The organism is Sporosarcina ureae, assembly GCF_002101375.1.
GTDB classification, from domain to species: domain Bacteria; phylum Bacillota; class Bacilli; order Bacillales_A; family Planococcaceae; genus Sporosarcina; species Sporosarcina ureae_B.
In genome coordinates this window covers 1997501-2016163 of sequence record NZ_CP015207.1, presented here as the reverse complement: position 1 = coordinate 2016163, position 18663 = coordinate 1997501, and the positions used below count along the sequence as shown (strand labels likewise).

Annotated in this window: 9 protein-coding genes and 2 rRNA genes (1 of these 11 running past the window's edge); all 11 read right to left on the bottom strand. The window is 41.3% G+C overall.

All coding sequences use genetic code 11. From position 1 onward, the window contains the following. Positions 1–35 precede the first annotated feature (35 nt). Positions 36–3056 (bottom strand): hybrid sensor histidine kinase/response regulator, encoded by a 3021-nt coding sequence (locus SporoP8_RS09990; RefSeq protein ID WP_157111247.1) that lies wholly within the window; start codon positions 3054–3056, stop codon positions 36–38. Positions 3057–3401: 345 nt separating this feature from the next. Further along, complete coding sequence (locus SporoP8_RS09980) at positions 3402–4049, bottom strand: GGDEF domain-containing protein (RefSeq protein ID WP_085132352.1); 648 nt, start codon at positions 4047–4049, stop codon at positions 3402–3404. 132 nt (positions 4050–4181) lie between these two features. Further along, positions 4182–10619 carry a collagen binding domain-containing protein gene (locus SporoP8_RS16875; protein ID WP_085132351.1) on the bottom strand — a complete coding sequence of 2146 codons (6438 nt, stop codon included), beginning with the start codon at positions 10617–10619 and terminating at the stop codon, positions 4182–4184. A 115-nt stretch (positions 10620–10734) separates the two neighbouring features. After that, entirely contained in the window at positions 10735–11355 is a 621-nt protein-coding gene (locus SporoP8_RS09970) for a class D sortase (protein ID WP_099627807.1), read from the bottom strand. Positions 11356–11507: 152 nt separating this feature from the next. Next, positions 11508–12164 carry a hypothetical protein gene (locus tag SporoP8_RS09965; RefSeq protein ID WP_085132349.1) on the bottom strand — a complete coding sequence of 219 codons (657 nt, stop codon included), beginning with the start codon at positions 12162–12164 and terminating at the stop codon, positions 11508–11510. 155 nt (positions 12165–12319) lie between these two features. Further along, positions 12320–12724, bottom strand: a complete 405-nt coding sequence (locus tag SporoP8_RS09960) for a hypothetical protein (protein WP_085132348.1) — start codon at positions 12722–12724, stop codon at positions 12320–12322. A gap of 74 nt (positions 12725–12798) precedes the next feature. Continuing rightward, positions 12799–14178 (bottom strand): sensor histidine kinase, encoded by a 1380-nt coding sequence (locus SporoP8_RS09955; protein WP_085132347.1) that lies wholly within the window; start codon positions 14176–14178, stop codon positions 12799–12801. Next, complete coding sequence (locus tag SporoP8_RS09950; RefSeq protein ID WP_085132346.1) at positions 14175–14846, bottom strand: response regulator transcription factor; 672 nt, start codon at positions 14844–14846, stop codon at positions 14175–14177. The genes SporoP8_RS09955 and SporoP8_RS09950 overlap by 4 nt, the downstream gene beginning before the upstream one ends. Next, entirely contained in the window at positions 14843–15649 is an 807-nt protein-coding gene (locus SporoP8_RS09945) for a YihY/virulence factor BrkB family protein (RefSeq protein ID WP_085132345.1), read from the bottom strand. Before SporoP8_RS09945 ends, SporoP8_RS09950 begins: the two co-directional genes overlap by 4 nt. A 465-nt stretch (positions 15650–16114) precedes the next feature. Beyond that, positions 16115–16230 (bottom strand): 5S ribosomal RNA (rrf, locus tag SporoP8_RS09940). Positions 16231–16304: 74 nt separating this feature from the next. Beyond that, positions 16305–18663, bottom strand: a 23S ribosomal RNA gene (locus SporoP8_RS09935) (it continues 570 nt past the right edge of the window).

Genomic DNA, 18663 nt, shown 5'->3' with positions numbered 1-18663 from the left:
AAAGGAAGAAAATCGTATTGATTTTCTTCCTTTTACTATTTGTCTATAGAGAATCGAATGACAGTGCCTATCTTCGGTATACTATCGATTGTCAATCCTGAATAACCCAACTGGCGAAGTCGTTTATGTGTATTCGGTAAGCCTACACCTGCTTGGATATTCGTATCCGTTTGCAGAAGCGTTACTAGATCTTGTTCCATCCCTAATCCATTATCAGAAATCGATATATCTACTGTATCGTCACATTCCGACACTTTAATCCATACAGTACCACCTTCAGGTCTCTTCAGCACGCCGTGTTCTATCGCATTTTCTACCAATGTTTGGATGGATAGAGGGGGTACTTCAACTTGGACTGGTGCAATATCCATCTCAACTTGCAAACGGTCTCCGTAGCGTTGCTTTTCAATATATATATAAGCCTCTACTAATTCCAGTTCTTTCTCCAAAGAGACAGTTGATGCAAGATTTTGGATTGTAAAACTTTGCTCAAGGTATGTTCCGAATTTATCCAGTAACTTCACCATTTTTTCCGGATCAATCTCGCTGAGTGCGCTAATTGTATTAAGTGTATTGAACAGGAAATGCGGTTGTATTTGTGCTTGTAGCCATGCCGCTTCCATTTGTATCCTTTCAACAATCGTTTGATTTAGATTCGTCAACGCCCGTACACGCATGATCAGCTCAACCTTTTCTACTGGTTTTCTAACATAATCATTAGCTCCTGCGTCAAACCCCATTTGAATATCAACTTGCTGGGTCCGGGCAGTCAACAATAGAATGGGTAACTCTGCCAGTGAAAATCGCTTTCGCAACTCGCGTGTCAGCTCATAGCCGGACATATATGGCATCATGACGTCCGAGATTACTAGACTCCAACATCCACGTTCCAACTCTTTGATTGCTTCATTTGCTGAAGTACACGTTACAACCAAATATCCATCCGCTTTTAGCATCTGCTTAATAATTTGAAGGTTCATTGGATCATCGTCAACGACTAAAATACGTTCCGTAGCATTACTTACTGAGGATGTCCCTGAATCAAGAGATTTCAATTTTTGTTGAACTGGATCTGGAACGGGAACATAACTCTGTTGTTGTTGATGTTCTGAAAGAGGCAATGTAAATGTGAAAGTAGAGCCTTCATTCTCTTTCGTTTCTACAATAATCGTTCCTCCATGCATTTCAATCAATTGTTTACAAATACTTAATCCTAAACCAAGTCCCCCACCCCCAGTAGAGGTAATACCCGATTCTGCCTGTTTATAGGGTTGAAATATCATATGTGCATCTTTTGGAGATATGCCGATTCCTTCATCGGCTACCCGAATGACAGCCATCCTATTCTGCACATCGGCTGATACATGAACTACTCCTTCTGCTGAAAATTTTATCGCATTATGAACTAGATTAAACAGGATTTGATACAATCGGTTTTCATCCGCCATAATATTAGGGAACTGAACTGGAATGGAATGTTCGAGTGATACAGATTTACCCTCTTTCATAAATTTAAGTGTATCAAATACATTTGTCAGAATCGGCAAGATTTTGACATCTTGTTGCTCAAGCTGTAACTTATTATCTTTTAAGTGTTCTCTATCTAGCAAATCATTCAAAACTATAGTCATTTGTCGACCAACAGAAAGAAGCGTTTCCAGATTACGAATTGTCTCATGTGACAATTTATCCTGATCATTATCATAGATTGTCTGTGTAATATTCAGTATTCCATGTAAAGGATTACGTAATTCATGCGATGTATTGGCTAAAAACTCATCTTTTTGATGAATTTCTTCTTGTAGTGACGCAGCTAGACTATGACTTTTCTCCGTCTCCATATAAAAACGTTTAAACCAAAATAATCCAAACAGTAACAAACTGATGAGCATTTCGTAGGGATAATAGGGTAATTCTGGCATTATTTGCGCCTTAAATAATCCCCATATCATACTAGACATCAGACTGATACCTGCAAGTAAAAAGAATAAATAGTTCCCTTTTTCACGTTTCGACAACCGATACATTAGAAAAGGAGTCGGTAAGGGTATCAAAAGCATCAGTGCATAGAGGAACAGTACATCGAGCTCTACTGAAAAAAGTGTCAAAATAACGAGTATTCCATATCCTATGCCTAGAAGCCGGTAGTAATAGCGCTCCCACTTGCTAAAGGAGTGCTCTACAGTATCCACTAAAGCTTTAATATACAATACTACTAGGTAAACACCGCCTGAATAGACGATTACATTCATTTTCGACCAAGCCGCAAATGAAATCTCCGGAAAGAAATAAAGCAATAACTTATCATCTGCTATAGCTATCGAGATAGCTACAGAGAGAAAAGATAAGGCAAGATACAACATATCCTTCTTCCTTGAAAACAGGAAATAAATTAGAAATGAATATACACCATGCAAGCCTACAATAGACATAAGAGCAAGTTGCCAACCATAATCTTTAAATACAGATTGTTCTGCAGCCGACCACTCTCCAAACTTCATCGGCTGTATGATACCGCCAGTCTTCAATGAATGAAAATTTGATACATGAATAAGGAGTTCGATTTCCCCGGCATTACTTTCTATCTGCAATGTCTGAGGACGATAGTCGACTTCTTCCTGCTTCCTATTCGTTGCTGTTTTTCCGAGTTGTACCTTTTCCTCACCATTCACAAAAAAACGCGAAGCAGACACGATGTCCTTCGCATACAATCGATAGATATTCGTGTCGTCTCGATCTACATAAATCTTCAAACTATATGTCCCATAACCGTAGGACGTGTTACCTGAAAATTGTTCTTGCCAATCAGTGGGTACTTGAATTAATGATGGTACCCTTTTGGAACTTTCACCTGGAATAATAAACTCTTCCGCAAAAAACTTCCATTCTCCGTTTAGCAATATATCCTCCGATAAATCACCCATACCCCGTAGATCTATCACTCCATTTTCAGCAGTTACTGTGTGAATATTTTGGTTGGAATCGATCCAGATTAGTCGAAAGGCTATTAAAACCACTACAAAAAAGGGGACAATCAACCATAACCTTTTATTCATAGACTGTCCATACAATTGTTATTTTCATCTTTCGCATTCATTATCCTCCCAATTACTGTCTAATTTATATTGTAATATATATCCTCACACTTTTTATAGGACAAATTTATTACTAATCCATTGTCTGATATGAATTCTTGTTTTTCTATATTTAAGTTCCCTTTGCAAATATGAAATATATATATATCCATAGTATTTGGTAAGCGCGAGTGATGCAAAATATCATGAAGTAGTGAAGATACTTCTTCGTAGGACGTACATATATAATAATCATTTATCATGTATGCAATCATAGTTGTCCCCTCCCGTCTCAGATTAATAGAATCTAACTTCATCTGTATATATTTATTGATATAAATAATACGTATTGTTTTTACTGCGCTTTGCCGAGTACATGGCCGAATCAGCGTATTCAAGCAATGTAGCAACATCTGTACTGTGCACTGGATATAAACTAGTTCCAATACTAATGTTTATTTTTATCTCTTCATTTGCCAATTGAAATGGTTTATTACAAGTTGATAGGATATTACTAATTTTTAATCGGAAATCATTTTGATAACGATAAATAATGACAAATTCATCACCACTAAAATGAAAAACTTCTTCTACTGCAGAGAATGCCTGTAATCGACGCCCTAGTTCCTGCAATAATTTATCAGCTTCACAATGTCCATACGTATCATTAAGCAATTTAAATTGATTAATATCGATATAGAAAAATGCTACCTTTTCTGCTTGATCATCTGCTTTTCGAAGGTAAGATTCAATTGTGAAGTAAAACGCTCTTCGGTTTGGTAATTTCGTTAGGTCGTCTTGACATGCAAGCTGTCGCCAATAAAGTATTTCTTTTTCTAACTCCTGAACAGATTCTTTTGAGCTACTGCTACAACCTGCAACGGGCACTTGATCATGTCTTTTTGACAAATTCTTTAATTTATTTGAAAGGTATTCTTTTGTATCTAAATCATACATAAAATTTGAAGAAGCCATATAGTCCACCCCTTTGTGAGATACTCTTCTTCTTTTATATAATATACTGTTAAACTCTTACAAAATTCTTAAACGAACTATAAAAAAGGTCAGCCCCATAAGTGGCTGACCTTTCTAATTTCTACTTATTTTTTACGCATGCTTCTTTCTGCGTAAAACCCATACACCACCTGCAATCAGCAAGATTCCTAGTGTGATTGGGATGATTGGATAAATTTCACCTGTTTGAGGTAAATTGCTGCCTGTCGAGGTGTTAGGGTTTTTACTTCCACTAATACTACTGATAGTGCCATTACTGCCATTCGTATTGCTTCCAGCGGCTCCAATAGAACCGGCTGGTATATTTGGTGTGCTCGGTGTCAATGGAGTGCTTGGTTTTCCTGGCTCGTTTGGATCTACCGGCTCGCCCGGTTTTCCTGGCTCATTTGGATCTGCTGGCTCTCCTGGTTTATCCGGCTCATTTGGATCCACTGGCTCGCCCGGTTTTCCTGGCTCGTTTGGATCTACCGGCTCGCCCGGTTTTCCTGGCTCATTTGGATCTGCTGGCTCACCTGGTTTACCCGGCTCATTTGGATCTGCTGGCTCACCTGGTTTTCCTGGCTCATTTGGATCCACTGGCTCGCCCGGTTTTCCTGGCTCGTTTGGATCTACCGGCTCGCCTGGTTTACCTGGTTCGTTTGGATCCACTGGATTACCGCCACCAGATGATCCTTCTACATTTAGGACAGCTTCACATGAATTTGTAATTGTAATAGGACCTGTTGCCTTACCATCTACGGATGTATCATAGGCTCCATTCGGTAATTTCCCAGGAAATATTACTTTTCCATCGGTATTTGTTATACCTTTTGCTACTTCTTTATCTCCATCTTTCAAGATAACTTCTTTTCCTGCCCCTACCGATCTTCCGTCTTCTGTTACCGTTACAGTAAACTCTTCACATACTGGTGCATGCGTTAGAGTCAATGTCTCTTCACATGTATTCGTAACGTTCACTTTTCCTATTTTTACTTCTTGATGGTATGCATCATACTCACCTTTAGCTAGCTTTGCAATATCAAACACAATCTTCCCCTGTGCATTTGTAGTACCCACCGCTTTAACTGTCTCACCTTGTTTCAGCATGATCTGTTTGCCCGGGCCTACTGGTTTACCGTCTTCATACACTGTGAGCGTAAAGTACTCGCAAGTTGGAGCCAATACAATGGTTCCTGCTTCACAAGGATTTCCAACCGTTACTTTACCTGACTTTTCTCCTTCTACATAGACATCGTAATCTCCTGTCGGCATTTTACCTGGGAATGTTACTTTGCCGTCTTTATCCGTCTTACCCTTTGCTACTTCCTTATCATCTTTTTTCAAGACGATTTCTTTATCTTTTACTGGTTTACCATCTTTCGTTACGGTAGCAGTAAAGTCGTCACATACAGGAGCATATGAAATTGTGCCTTCACACGTTTCTGTTACGGTAACTGTCCCGACTTTTTTGCCATCAACGATTACATCATACTTCCCGTGCTTAACGTTGATTGGGAATACTACTTTTCCTGTTACGTCTGTTTTGCCTTTTGTGATTTCTTTGTCACCTGACTTTAAGATAACTTCTTTACCTTTTATGATCGGATTATTGTTTTCCATGATCGTTAAGGTGAAATTCTCACATGTTGGATTAGTTGGGATGGTGATTGTTTCATGACAAGTATCCGTTACTTTCACAGTACCAACTTTTTTGCCATCCACATATGCCTCATAGTCACCATTCGGCAGAACCGATTTGGAAATTTTTACATCTCCATTAATATTTGTTATTCCTTTTGCCACTTCTTTGTCTCCGTCTTTCAAGACCACCTCAATGTCCGGTCTTGCTGGGTTGCCTTCTTCAAATACAGCAATTGTAAAGTCTGTACACACTTCAGGTTGAGGCGGCAGTGGTTTAGGCTTAACTGTTGCTGAACATGTATCAGTTACCTTGAATGAGTTAATAAGAGAAGACTTTTCAAATACTTGATATGTGCCCTGCTTCATTTTCTTATTATCGATTTTGATTTGACCATTTCTATCTGTTTTTGCAGTAATAATGGTTTCTCCCGTTATACTTTTTACTGTCACTTCAACATCGGGACGAACTTCTCCACTTCTATACTGGACAGTTAGTGTGAAATCTTCACATACAGGAGCAGCTGCTATAACTCCTTCACAGTTTCCTTTATAACTGACTGTTACTTCTTTAATGAATAATTCTCCTTCGTAGACATCATACTTACCTGATGGCAAAGTGTTTGAAGGTACTTTGATTGTTCCCTTTTCATCTGTCGTCTTTGTAATCATAGATTCTCCGCTTTTACTCTTTACAGTTACTTCGACATTAGGACGAATCGCTCCGTTTTCATCTTTTACAGTAAATAAGAAGTCTGTACATTTTGGTGCTGGCTGAATTTCTGCTGCACAATCAAGATCAACGTCAAACTCGCCTAGATATTCACCATCTACATCGTGAACTTCATATTCACTTGGCTTTAAATCTGAGATAGCAAGCTTTCCTGAATTATCAGTTTTGGCGTCTTCTACAATTACCTCACCTGTATTCTTATCTTTTACTGTTACTGTAGTGGAAGAATCTAGACTTTCACCATCGACATCTTTAATTGTTAGTACAAAGTCTAGACAAGTTGGTGCTTGGATAACTTCTGCACCACAATTCCCGTCATTATAGTCGATTTTTACTGCGCCCAAGAATTGCTTTCCTTCATAGAGCTTATATTCTCCAGCCGCAGTAGTTGTTGGAACTGTGAATTCACCTTTTTCATCTGTTATTACCGTCACAATATCTTTACCATCTTTTTTCAATGTTACTTTAGCACCTGTACGTACTTTATCTGCAGTTTCCTTCACTGTTACTGTGAAAGCAGTACATTTTATTTCCGGTTGGATTTCAACTGCTTTACATTCTCCGTCAGCATTTTTTTCATAAGAAATAACTAGTGTTTCGTATACTCCATTATCGCCTGTTTCTTTAACCGTATACTTTCCGGCTGGGAGTTCTTTGCGTGGCACAGATACTTTACCATTCGCGTCTGTTGTACGTGTTACGATTGTTTTACCGTTTTCACTTATAAATGTTAGTTCAACGTCTTTACGTGCGTCGCTATTTGTATCTTTGATGAGTAGAGAAAATTCTTCACAGGCGTTTCCGACGTCCACCTTTTCATTGTTTACAACTTCATAAAGTTCCCCGCCATTTTCATTGAAGTTAATTGAATCGTTCATCGTGATTGTTAGTCCTTCGCTTGGCAACTTTTCGTAGTTATTAGGAGTTCCTGTTTCCTTCAACTTATATTTACCATAGCGAATATCATCAAGTGTCAGTCTTCCGTCATCGTTTGTAATAGCTTCCGCAAGTTTGATGGTTCCACTATTATTCCACAATTCAAATGTGATGCCTTTTAAATCTTTGGAAGCACCTGTAATTGAGTTATAGCCAGTTTTGTGTAGCTCCAGTTTTCCTTTCGCAGAGGAAATTGTACCACTTGCATCATTAAAATTGAATTTCTTATCCGTGATATTGTCACCCTTGGATATTCCCGACTCTTCTCCCTCATAGTTAATGAAAGCCTCGTTCGAGAATTTATCTCCATTTCCACCTAAGAAGAAAGTTTTATAGCTGACTTGATAACCCTTTTGATCTAAGTTACCTAGTTCAAGTGTAAAGCTATTGTTTTCCTTATTTACAATCGGTGATACTGTTTCCCATGCTCCATGGCTGATTCCGCCAGTATCATTCAACTTAATTTCACGCTTCTGGAATGTATTTTCTAGAATTAATTGATTCTTAGACATTGTATCTGTCAAAGTGATATGCCCCAAATTGGAATGAGATGTATTCACATCAATGGTCCATGAAATAGTTTCTTCAATTCCATTTATTTCGGCACTTTTTTTAATCAATTCATTTGCATGTTTTACTGTTACGCCGGCACTTAACGGGAATGTGTTGTTATTCGTTGTAACGAAGTCCGCTTTGTTTTCGTATATTGCTTTACCGCCATTCCCAATAATGTTATCTGAGTCTTTTGTTTGATAAGTGATAATATAAGCATCAGTCGTATGTTCAGTGAATTTGATAGTGAATTTTTGCTTTGAATCTACTGTCTTTGTAAAGCCACTAGTAACTTCCGCACCTGGTACACCTTTATCATCACCAGATAAAATTAATTTGTGAACTTTGATTGAATCTGTAATCAGTTCATGTCCTTCTTCAATAGTATCCGTAAGAACAGATCCATTAATTGCTTGTTTATTGATGTTAACTGCAACATTCCAATTGAAAACCTGATCTACGTAGTCAAATGAACCATTTTTATATCCGTTTTGACCTGTTGGTGAGCTTTCGCCTGGATAGTATCCAGCTGTCTTTTCAACATTATATTCTTTAGAATCAACGGGACTAGTCCATTTAGCATTCGCTTTATTTTCATATGCGCCATATGCTGTACCGTTTTCAAGAATATCAAACTTAGTTTTGTAAGTGATAGTAAAGTTGGTTCCTTTTGATAACCTACCAAAGTTTAAATTAAAGCCTTCTGTTTTATCAGTTACTGTGATTATAGGTTCACTACCATTAGATATGTTAAACTGCTTGCCCTCTTCACCGAGTAATGTTTGACGAGTTCCACCTTCACCGAAATTTGTAAATGTATCTTCAATAATGAAATTATTCATTTCGTTTTCTACAGTCACTTTAATTGTCCACGTAATGATTTTATTATCATAGTCAATTGCACCACGTGTTTTAGAGAAGATATTTTCGTTAATTCCAAAGCTATCTGACTTTGTATTTTGTCCATCAGTTACTGTATTTTCAACGTTTTCGCCATTAATAACAAAATCGCTTTCATTTTCTGTTTCATACTCTATTAAATACGCTTCACCATTTGGAGATTCTAAAATAATATCGAAGCCCTTACCATCATCATGAATGGTTGCCGATCGTGCGACTTCCGATCCTATTGTTCCCGATCCAGATGCGTCTACCGTCACACTATATACTTTGATAGTACCCGGAATGACTTTATGCGGACCTTTGATAGTGTCTACTAATGTCCGTGAATCTATTTTACTGCCGAAGTAATTATAGGCTATTTGCCACTTCGCTTTGTACTTATCCTTTACAATAGCGGTTTTCTTTAGCTTATCGCCATAAGTATGGCTAACTTCTGCACTCGCAGAAATTTCACTTCCCTTGTTATTCAGAGTAGCAGTATTAGTGAACTTCTCTGTAACATTTTCTTGTTCATGCGTAACAATCGTCTTATAAGTTAACTTGTATGCATATCGTCCATTCTCTAAGCTTACAGGGAATGAAGTCGCAGTAGTTGTATCCTTACTACTGCCTACACCTGATAATCCTACTGCAAATTTCTCTACTGTGATGTCTCCATCAAGTTCATGCTTGCCATCCGCAGTATCATTTAGTGTTGCACCTTCCAATAAAGTCCCTTCACGATTCGTCCAAACTTCCCATTCTATATAACGAGCATTTCCTTCAATAACCGGTTTACCTGACTTCGTCATCGACTGCCCAGTAGCTTTTGGTTTGAATACGAATGGAATTGTAATTGAATCCGATCCAGCTATAGGTATTACCAGCTCTTGTTCTAACCCTTCATTTGTTCCGTCTGCATTAAATTCTGCAAAGAACTTTAAAGTCCCATTAAAGAAAGACTCTTCTTCAAGCGTACCTTCAATTAATTTTACCGTTACAGTTTTACCAACTGTAGTAAATTCAAATGTCACATCGTCTTCGCTGACTGTGCCATTTAGACCGCCTTGATTAAAGTTCAACAAGGATTGTGGAAGGTCAAAAGTAAAGTGCGATCCTAAACCCGATTCCTGCTTTGCATTAATTATAAATTTATAATAAACTTCAACCTTGTCCCCTATAGTAGGAGTAACATTTGCTGCATCGCTTGCATTGCTGATAGCCGTTCCATTAACGATCAGATGATTAAAATTCAAATTGACATTGTCTTGAAGATTTATATTTTCTTCAACTAATAGTTCATTCTCATCTTCGTCAAGTTGCTCTTCATCTTCATCAGCAGTTTCATCACTTTCCTCATCTCCATCTTCGTCAGAGGATTCTTGATCAGAAGAATCTTCTCCCTCGCCTTCCGTTACATCCATCTCATCTTCTTTATCAGTTGGTTTTTCCGCTTTATTCTCTTCGTCTGGCTTAGTTTCCGGTTTTATAACCGGGTTTTCATCCGGTTTCTCATCAGAATCCACAGAAGGTTTATCTAGTTGTTCTTCAGAATCATTAGATCCTTCATTTTCTGGCTTGGGCTTTACCGGTTCTTTCGGCTCCTCAGGCTTAACTAGATCTTGTTCGGGAACCTCAACCTTCTCTGTATCCGCCTCAGCAGAATTTCTTTTATTTTCCTCATTCCCTACATCATTCGACGTAGACTGCGGAAAGCTTTCCGCACTAGCCACACTTGCACCAATCGGCCCTAGAATAGTTTGGCTTATGATCAGAAGTGTAAGCATGAATATGTTGATCTGTTTCTTCAAAATTTCTTCCCCTCTTCTCTCTTCATTGTGTATGGCAGGGTCGTTTGTTGCTGACCCTTCAAATGAATATCCCTCTTTTACAACTCTTATCTATATGTAGATATAAATAACTTGGTTAACGCTTCTCCACTTCTTGAAGTTCTGCTTGCACAATCAATCGGTCCGGCGGATTCCAGCTACCGAGTGGTGTGCATGTGACGAGTGTGAGTTGCGGTGTTTCTTTGTCTTCTAATACGGATACGTCTGTTTTATGTACGATAAATGTATCGGTAATGCGGTAATGAAGGATTTCATTCTTTGTATTCACCTGTATGTCGTCGCCTACTTCCAGTTCTCCAAGCCGATTGAACTGCTTGCCATCCGCTACTGCGCGATGTCCTGCAAGGCCAACATTATGTTTCGTGAAGTCTTTTTGTGGCTCCATGATCCCCGCACCTTTGCCGAGTTCATTCTCCGTAACCCCATCGAACATTAGCATCTTCAAATCAATTTTATCGATCGAGACAATTCCACGACTACCTTGAAGTGAAGGGCTTTTCTTATCCACTGGTGCTTCCGCTGACGATACCCTTTCTGGTTCATCCGTAAAGTCCACGTCTTCCATGGCACCGAGCTGATCAAAGGCTTCAAGAAGTTCCTGTTGCTGTTTGTCGTATGCGATATTCTTCAACATCGGATAGCAAACGATTAACACTCCGCCAATGACAAGAGCCCAACCTATAAATTTCCGAGTCATTGCACCTTCTCCTTCGATAGACGTATTCTTCACTCATACGAGTATAATGACCACCTCTTACAAAACTCTTAAACTCTTAGTGCTGTATACAGCAGAAAAGAGACTAATCTCCTTTCATGATTAGTCTCTCGCATTTATATTATTAGCATTTCTTAAACAGAATCCTCTTGACCACTGAAAAACTCTTCCTTCAATCGTTTTCCATACGCTTGTCCACTTTCGCCACGCTTTCGCGGAAACTCTTGCATCACGATAGGTAATACTCTCTCCCAGAGTACATTCATCACATAGACGTCTCGATCAAATTGATAGTCCAGTTCGTTTAGTGTTAATTGTAGTGACTTCGCATACTTTCGTTTTTCCGCGTCCCAAATTGTCGATACATTCTCTTCAATATACGCATCTATTTCGTCTTCCGTTACTGTAATCCCATATGCTTCTTTAGCAATATCTAAAGCATCTTGATAATGTTCTGTTTGCTTCTCCGCGATACCTCTCAGAAACGGAGAAGAATGCTCTTGCTCAGTAAGATTATTTTTCACACGTAAACGGAACTCCGTCTTACTTGTTGAAAATGATTGGTCGAGCTGATTCTCATGCTTTCCGGATTGAATAGATGCCAGCTCCTTTGCTATTTCGGGCATATCTTTCAGCACTTTTTCTACGGACTGATTCATCGAGGCGTAATCTATTCCTATCGTTTCGATCTTTTGTTGTTCTGAACTCGCCGTTTGTTTAATTAACAACGTTCCAGCAATCAAGACAGTAAAACAAATCATAATGAGGTGAAACCGATTGCGAGCAGTCATTGTCATTCGCTCCTTCATCTGTTAGGTCGCTCTAGTATGTCATAGGAGTGATGCAATATTTGTTGAAACTACTGATTATCAGTGAAAATTTTCCCGTAAAATTCGACAACAAAAAACCCAAGGATCCGGAGTGAACCAGATTCTTGGGTAATTATTTATTGACGTGCAGCAGGTGTTTTTTCGATCATAAATGTTACAACTACGAATAAAGCAAAACTTATTAATAACACGGTACCGCCTACGATATAGAATATGAGCGAGAATACTTCATTTATATTAAACGGCTGCATGAACTGCAACCACATTCCCGCCGTTAAACCAATCGAACCGATAATCCCTGTCCAGCCTTGCAGTGTTAACAGCTTTCTAGCACGGACTCGGTAAATCTTGTAGAACACGCCCCATGAAAACACAGACAACCAGCCTACAAGTAAAATATGCGCGTGAATCGGACGGAACGCATACGAACCGGCCCCTGCCATGTGGGAACCAAGAACCGTCCCAATTAAACCAAAAATTGCTGCAATACGAATCAATCGTACACTCCACTTTTCTTGCATTTTATATTTCCTCCTGTCGTCTTTATATTACATTTATTATAACACTCCGAGATGAACGGAAGATGAACAGCCTGTTACAGCTTCGGTAAATATACAATGAATAGGGTACCTTTACCTAACTCACTGACCACTTCCACACGGCCATCATGAAGACGTACTACCTGTTCAACAATAGATAATCCAAGACCGGTCCCTTCCACTTCGCGCGTTCTCGAGTGGTCTGCACGATAAAAACGGTCAAATATTCGATTCTTAGTTTCAGTTGACATACCAATTCCTGTGTCTTCAATAGAGAAATAGACCTCATTGTTCCTCTCAGTCAATCGGATGTCAATCGTTCCCCCATCCGGCGAATATTTCAGTGCATTCGACAATAAATTCTCCCATACTTTCTCAAGAAATGCAGGATCACCTTCATACGTGATGTCATCCACTTCAAGCATGACGGACATTTCTTTTTCTTGCAATAACCATTGTGCTTTTCGCACAGTTTCTTTCACTTGCTGATCCACACGGAATACTTTTTTCTGCAATGGCGAGATAAGCTGGTCGAGTGATGTCAACAATAGTAGCTGCTTCGTCAAAGTCGATAGGCGTTCTGTTTCAGACTGGATGATTCCCGCATAACGTATACGCTCAATAGCTGGTAACTCTTCATCCATTAACAAATCTGCATATCCTTTAATATTCAATAATGGTGACTGGAAATCATGCGATACGTCACTGACAAACGCTTTTCGAATTTGGTCATTCTCACTCAAACGATCAATCATCTGTTGAAAGCTATTCGCCAGTTGCCCAATTTCATCTCGACGATCAATCGACAGCTCACTCGTGAACTGCTCCTCGCCTACCTTCTTCGTCGCTCTCGTCAATACAACAATTGGTGCAATCAGCTTCCGCGCAACGACGAGCATCGCGAGAATACTGATAATCGCCATGACTATAACCATGCCACCGAGCAAATAGTGGATTTCCGTGAAGAGCATTTTAATATCTGGTCGCAAAAACAATGCATACGTTTTTCCATCGTACATAAACGGTACACCTACTGTATTAGCGGATTCATTAGAGAAATAACCCGTCACAAACGTTTCTGCCTTTAGGTCCCGCATACCATGATAGACTTGGCCACTATAGACCTTCTGAACCGCTCCATACTCTAGGTTATCATCCCGAAATGCTTCCCCGTAGACAATCGAGTCACCATCAGGCGATTTGACGAGCAGCTTATACCCCGCTCCGGCCAGCATATCAAAGTAGGCTGGTAAATTTATGCTGTCATTCGCCTCGATGAACAAAGCAATCTCCTCGGCAACTTTAACATTCTTCGCATCGTTCTCATCTTTTAAATATCGGTGGTAATAGGTGTTGACGGAAAGGAACGCTACTATCGCACTTGACACCATGATCCCAACTGTTAAGACGAGAAACTTCCCGTACAGCGACTTCATTCCAAAACCTCAAGCTTATACCCAACACCACGTATCGTCACAATCTTCACCTGACTCGTAAGCTTCTCGAGCTTATCCCGCAAACGTTTAATATGCACACTCAACGTCTGTTCATCTCCTTCATAATCAAAGCCCCATACGCGCTCTACTAACACTTCGCGCGTAAACACCTGACCATGGCGAGAAGCTAACACTGACAACAATTCAAACTCTTTTAATGGAAGCAATAATGACTTCTTACCAAGCACTACTTCATAACTCTGGCGATTGATCACTAAAGGACCGACCTGAATCATCCGGTCTACCGCTTTATCATAACGTCTCAAAATAGCATGGATCCGGAACAATAACTCCTTCGGTTCAAATGGCTTTACCAAATAATCATCTGATCCAGCCAAAAAGCCACGCTCCTTGTCCTCCATCTCGCCTTTAGCTGTCAACAACAAAACTGGGATTTCCGTATCCTCACGAAGCCTTTTCGTTAGCGTATAGCCATCCATGCCTGGCATCATCACATCTACCACCGCTAAATCTGGCCACTCTTTGTCGACTACCTCAAGTGCCTCTAGTCCATTCATTGCCTTCACGACGGTATACCCTGCCTGTCGCAAATGAATACTCACCAATTCCAAAATATGTATGTCGTCATCCACCACTAAAATCTTCATGTAATCCGTCTCCTCCTTTTCCACTCTGCATTCAATAATCCAGAAAGAATAATAATTACTGCCGTTAGATAAAACCATAACACTAGCATGATAATCCCGGCTAATTGTCCATATAGCCTAGAGTAATCCACCCGTGATACATACTCTCCGAATAATAATGAAACTAACTGCCAGCCAAATGCTGAAAGCAAAGCTCCTGGCAACGCCTCTTTCCATTTCATCTTTCCCGTTGGCATAAGTTGATAAAATAATAAGAAGAACAAAAATAAAAAGAATGTGCCAAGACCCCATTTTATATTGGGCCAAATATACAACCAGCCTTCCCATGCATCTAGCACATCATAATACGCAATGACTGTATGCATAAGTTTTTCAATCAACGGCAAAAATAGAGACATCGGTACGATAAGCATGAATAGAATCGTTACACCGAGATTACGGATTATGCTAATCCATAGCGGTTGCTGATGAAGCCTCCGATTCGCCATGTCCAATGAACGGGCAAATGATTGTACCGCAATGGATGTGGTCCATAATGCAGCTAGCACACTGAGTGCTAGTAACTTGCCATGACTTTTATAGAGTACAGACTGAACACTTTGCTCAATCAGCTGAAAAGATTCATCTGGCACAAATGGACGTAGCAACGCTAAAATACTAGCCTCTTCTACAGGTAAGAATTGTACAATAGACAGCACTACAAGCAAAAAAGGCAATACCGAAAGCAACAAATAGTAAGCGTTCTGCGCCGCCTGATCAAAAAAGCGTTCTTTAAAGAAGCGTTTAATTATAGTCATGAACATAGAAATCCCTCCCCTGCTATCGTACGTGTCTTACTATCAATATACCCCAACAAGCCATAGACTATTAGGTTAAATGAAATTTTAAAGAGAAATTTAGTTATTTCCTGGGGAAAATAGTGGATGTGGAGTAAAGTTGATGATCTTTTGGAGATTGAATGGTTGGTGTGGCTGATAAGATTGCTTGCTGAGGGGCGTGAAGTGGATAAGCGTGGGGATTGAGCGCTTTAGCTGATTGATAGAGCAGATAAACAAGACAATAGAGCGCTTGAGCAAACGGATAGAGCGAATAAGCGAGGCGATAGAGCGGTCAATGCATTTCATAGAGCAGTTATGCTGGACGATAGCGCGCTTTCTCTGATTCACTGAGTGAACAACCAATATCCACGAGATTACTCAACTTGGGATTCAGTTCATTTCCATAATAAAACACAAAAAAGCCACTCCCCAAAGGGAATGGCTTCGCATGCCTAGCAACGTCCTACTCTCACAGGGGGAAACCCCCAACTACCATCGGCGCTGAAGAGCTTAACTTCCGTGTTCGGTATGGGAACGGGTGTGACCTCTTCGCCATCGTTACTAGACTCTTTGAGTAAAGCTTGTTCACTCAAAACTGAATAAAAGACATTGGTGTAGTTCAAGTAACTACTTTTTAGTATAGGTTAAGTCCTCGATCGATTAGTATCTGTCAGCTACATACGTCGCCGTACTTACACCCCAGACCTATCCACCTCATCATCTTTGAGGGATCTTACTTACTTGCGTAATGGGAAATCTCATCTTGAAGGGGGCTTCATGCTTAGATGCTTTCAGCATTTATCCCGTCCATACATAGCTACCCAGCGATGCCTTTGGCAAGACAACTGGTACACCAGCGGTATGTCCATCCCGGTCCTCTCGTACTAAGGACAGCTCTCCTCAAATTTCCTGCGCCCGCGACGGATAGGGACCGAACTGTCTCACGACGTTCTGAACCCAGCTCGCGTGCCGCTTTAATGGGCGAACAGCCCAACCCTTGGGACCGACTACAGCCCCAGGATGCGACGAGCCGACATCGAGGTGCCAAACCTCCCCGTCGATGTGGACTCTTGGGGGAGATAAGCCTGTTATCCCCGGGGTAGCTTTTATCCGTTGAGCGATGGCCCTTCCATGCGGAACCACCGGATCACTAAGTCCGTCTTTCGACCCTGCTCGACTTGTAGGTCTCGCAGTCAAGCTTCCTTATGCCTTTGCACTCTGCGAATGATGTCCAACCATTCTGAGGAAACCTTTGAGCGCCTCCGTTACTCTTTAGGAGGCGACCGCCCCAGTCAAACTGTCCACCTGACACTGTCTCCTGCCCGGATCACGGGCAAGGGTTAGAAGTCCAATACAGCCAGGGTAGTATCCCACCAATGCCTCCTCCGAAGCTAGCGCTCCGGAATCCAAGGCTCCTACCTATCCTGTACAGGCTGCACCGGAATTCAATATCAGGCTACAGTAAAGCTCCACGGGGTCTTTCCGTCCTGTCGCGGGTAATGCGCATCTTCACGCATATTATAATTTCACCGAGTCTCTCGTTGAGACAGTGCCCAGATCGTTACGCCTTTCGTGCGGGTCGGAACTTACCCGACAAGGAATTTCGCTACCTTAGGACCGTTATAGTTACGGCCGCCGTTTACTGGGGCTTCAATTCAGAGCTTCGCTTGCGCTAACCCCTCCTCTTAACCTTCCAGCACCGGGCAGGCGTCAGCCCCTATACGTCATCTTACGATTTTGCAGAGACCTGTGTTTTTGCTAAACAGTCGCCTGGGCCTATTCACTGCGGCTCTCTCGGGCTATTCACCCTACCAGAGCACCCCTTCTCCCGAAGTTACGGGGTCATTTTGCCGAGTTCCTTAACGAGAGTTCTCTCGATCACCTTAGGATTCTCTCCTCGCCTACCTGTGTCGGTTTGCGGTACAGGCACCTCCCGCCTCGCTAGAGGCTTTTCTTGGCAGTGTGAAATCAGGGACTCTGGAGATTAATCTCCTCGCCATCACAGCCTAGTGTTATATGAGAACGGGATTTGCCTCGTTCTCCACCTCACTGCTTAGACACACAACCAACTGTGTGCTCACCCTATCCTACTGCGTCCCCCCATTACTCAAACGGCGGGGAGGTGGTACAGGAATATCAACCTGTTGTCCATCGTCTACGCCTATCGGCCTCGACTTAGGTCCTGACTAACCCTGAGCGGACGAGCCTTCCTCAGGAAACCTTGGGCATTCGGTGGAAGGGATTCTCACCCTTCTTTCGCTACTCATACCGGCATTCTCACTTCCAAGCGCTCCACCAGTCCTTCCGGTCTAGCTTCAACGCCCTTGGAACGCTCTCCTACCATTGACCCTAAGGTCAATCCACAGCTTCGGTGATCTGTTTAGCCCCGGTACATTTTCGGCGCAGCGCCACTCGACCAGTGAGCTATTACGCACTCTTTAAATGATGGCTGCTTCTAAGCCAACATCCTGGTTGTCTGGGCAACGCCACATCCTTTTCCACTTAACAGATACTTGGGGACCTTAGCTGGTGGTCTGGGCTGTTTCCCTCTCGACAATGGATCTTATCACCCACTGTCTGACTCCCAAACATAAATCATCGGCATTCGGAGTTTGTCTGAATTCGGTAACCCGGGATGGGCCCCTCGTCCAAACAGTGCTCTACCTCCGAGATTCTTTCGTTTGAGGCTAGCCCTAAAGCTATTTCGGAGAGAACCAGCTATCTCCAGGTTCGATTGGAATTTCACCGCTACCCACACCTCATCCCCGCATTTTTCAACATACGTGGGTTCGGGCCTCCAGTCAGTGTTACCTGACCTTCACCCTGGACATGGGTAGATCACCTGGTTTCGGGTCTACGACCCCATACTGATTCGCCCTATTCAGACTCGCTTTCGCTGCGGCTCCGCTTTCTCAGCTTAACCTTGCATGGAATCGTAACTCGCCGGTTCATTCTACAAAAGGCACGCCATCACCCATTAACGGGCTCTGACAATTTGT

Coding starts and splice junctions, on each gene's coding strand:
- SporoP8_RS09950 (WP_085132346.1), bottom strand. CDS start 14,846: ATGAAGATTTTAGTGGTGGATGACGACATACATATTTTGGAATTGGTG.
- SporoP8_RS09960 (WP_085132348.1), bottom strand. CDS start 12,724: ATGCAAGAAAAGTGGAGTGTACGATTGATTCGTATTGCAGCAATTTTT.
- SporoP8_RS09970 (WP_099627807.1), bottom strand. CDS start 11,355: ATGACTCGGAAATTTATAGGTTGGGCTCTTGTCATTGGCGGAGTGTTA.
- SporoP8_RS09945 (WP_085132345.1), bottom strand. CDS start 15,649: ATGTTCATGACTATAATTAAACGCTTCTTTAAAGAACGCTTTTTTGAT.
- SporoP8_RS09955 (WP_085132347.1), bottom strand. CDS start 14,178: ATGAAGTCGCTGTACGGGAAGTTTCTCGTCTTAACAGTTGGGATCATG.
- SporoP8_RS09980 (WP_085132352.1), bottom strand. CDS start 4,049: ATGGCTTCTTCAAATTTTATGTATGATTTAGATACAAAAGAATACCTT.
- SporoP8_RS09965 (WP_085132349.1), bottom strand. CDS start 12,164: ATGACTGCTCGCAATCGGTTTCACCTCATTATGATTTGTTTTACTGTC.
- SporoP8_RS09990 (WP_157111247.1), bottom strand. CDS start 3,056: ATGAATAAAAGGTTATGGTTGATTGTCCCCTTTTTTGTAGTGGTTTTA.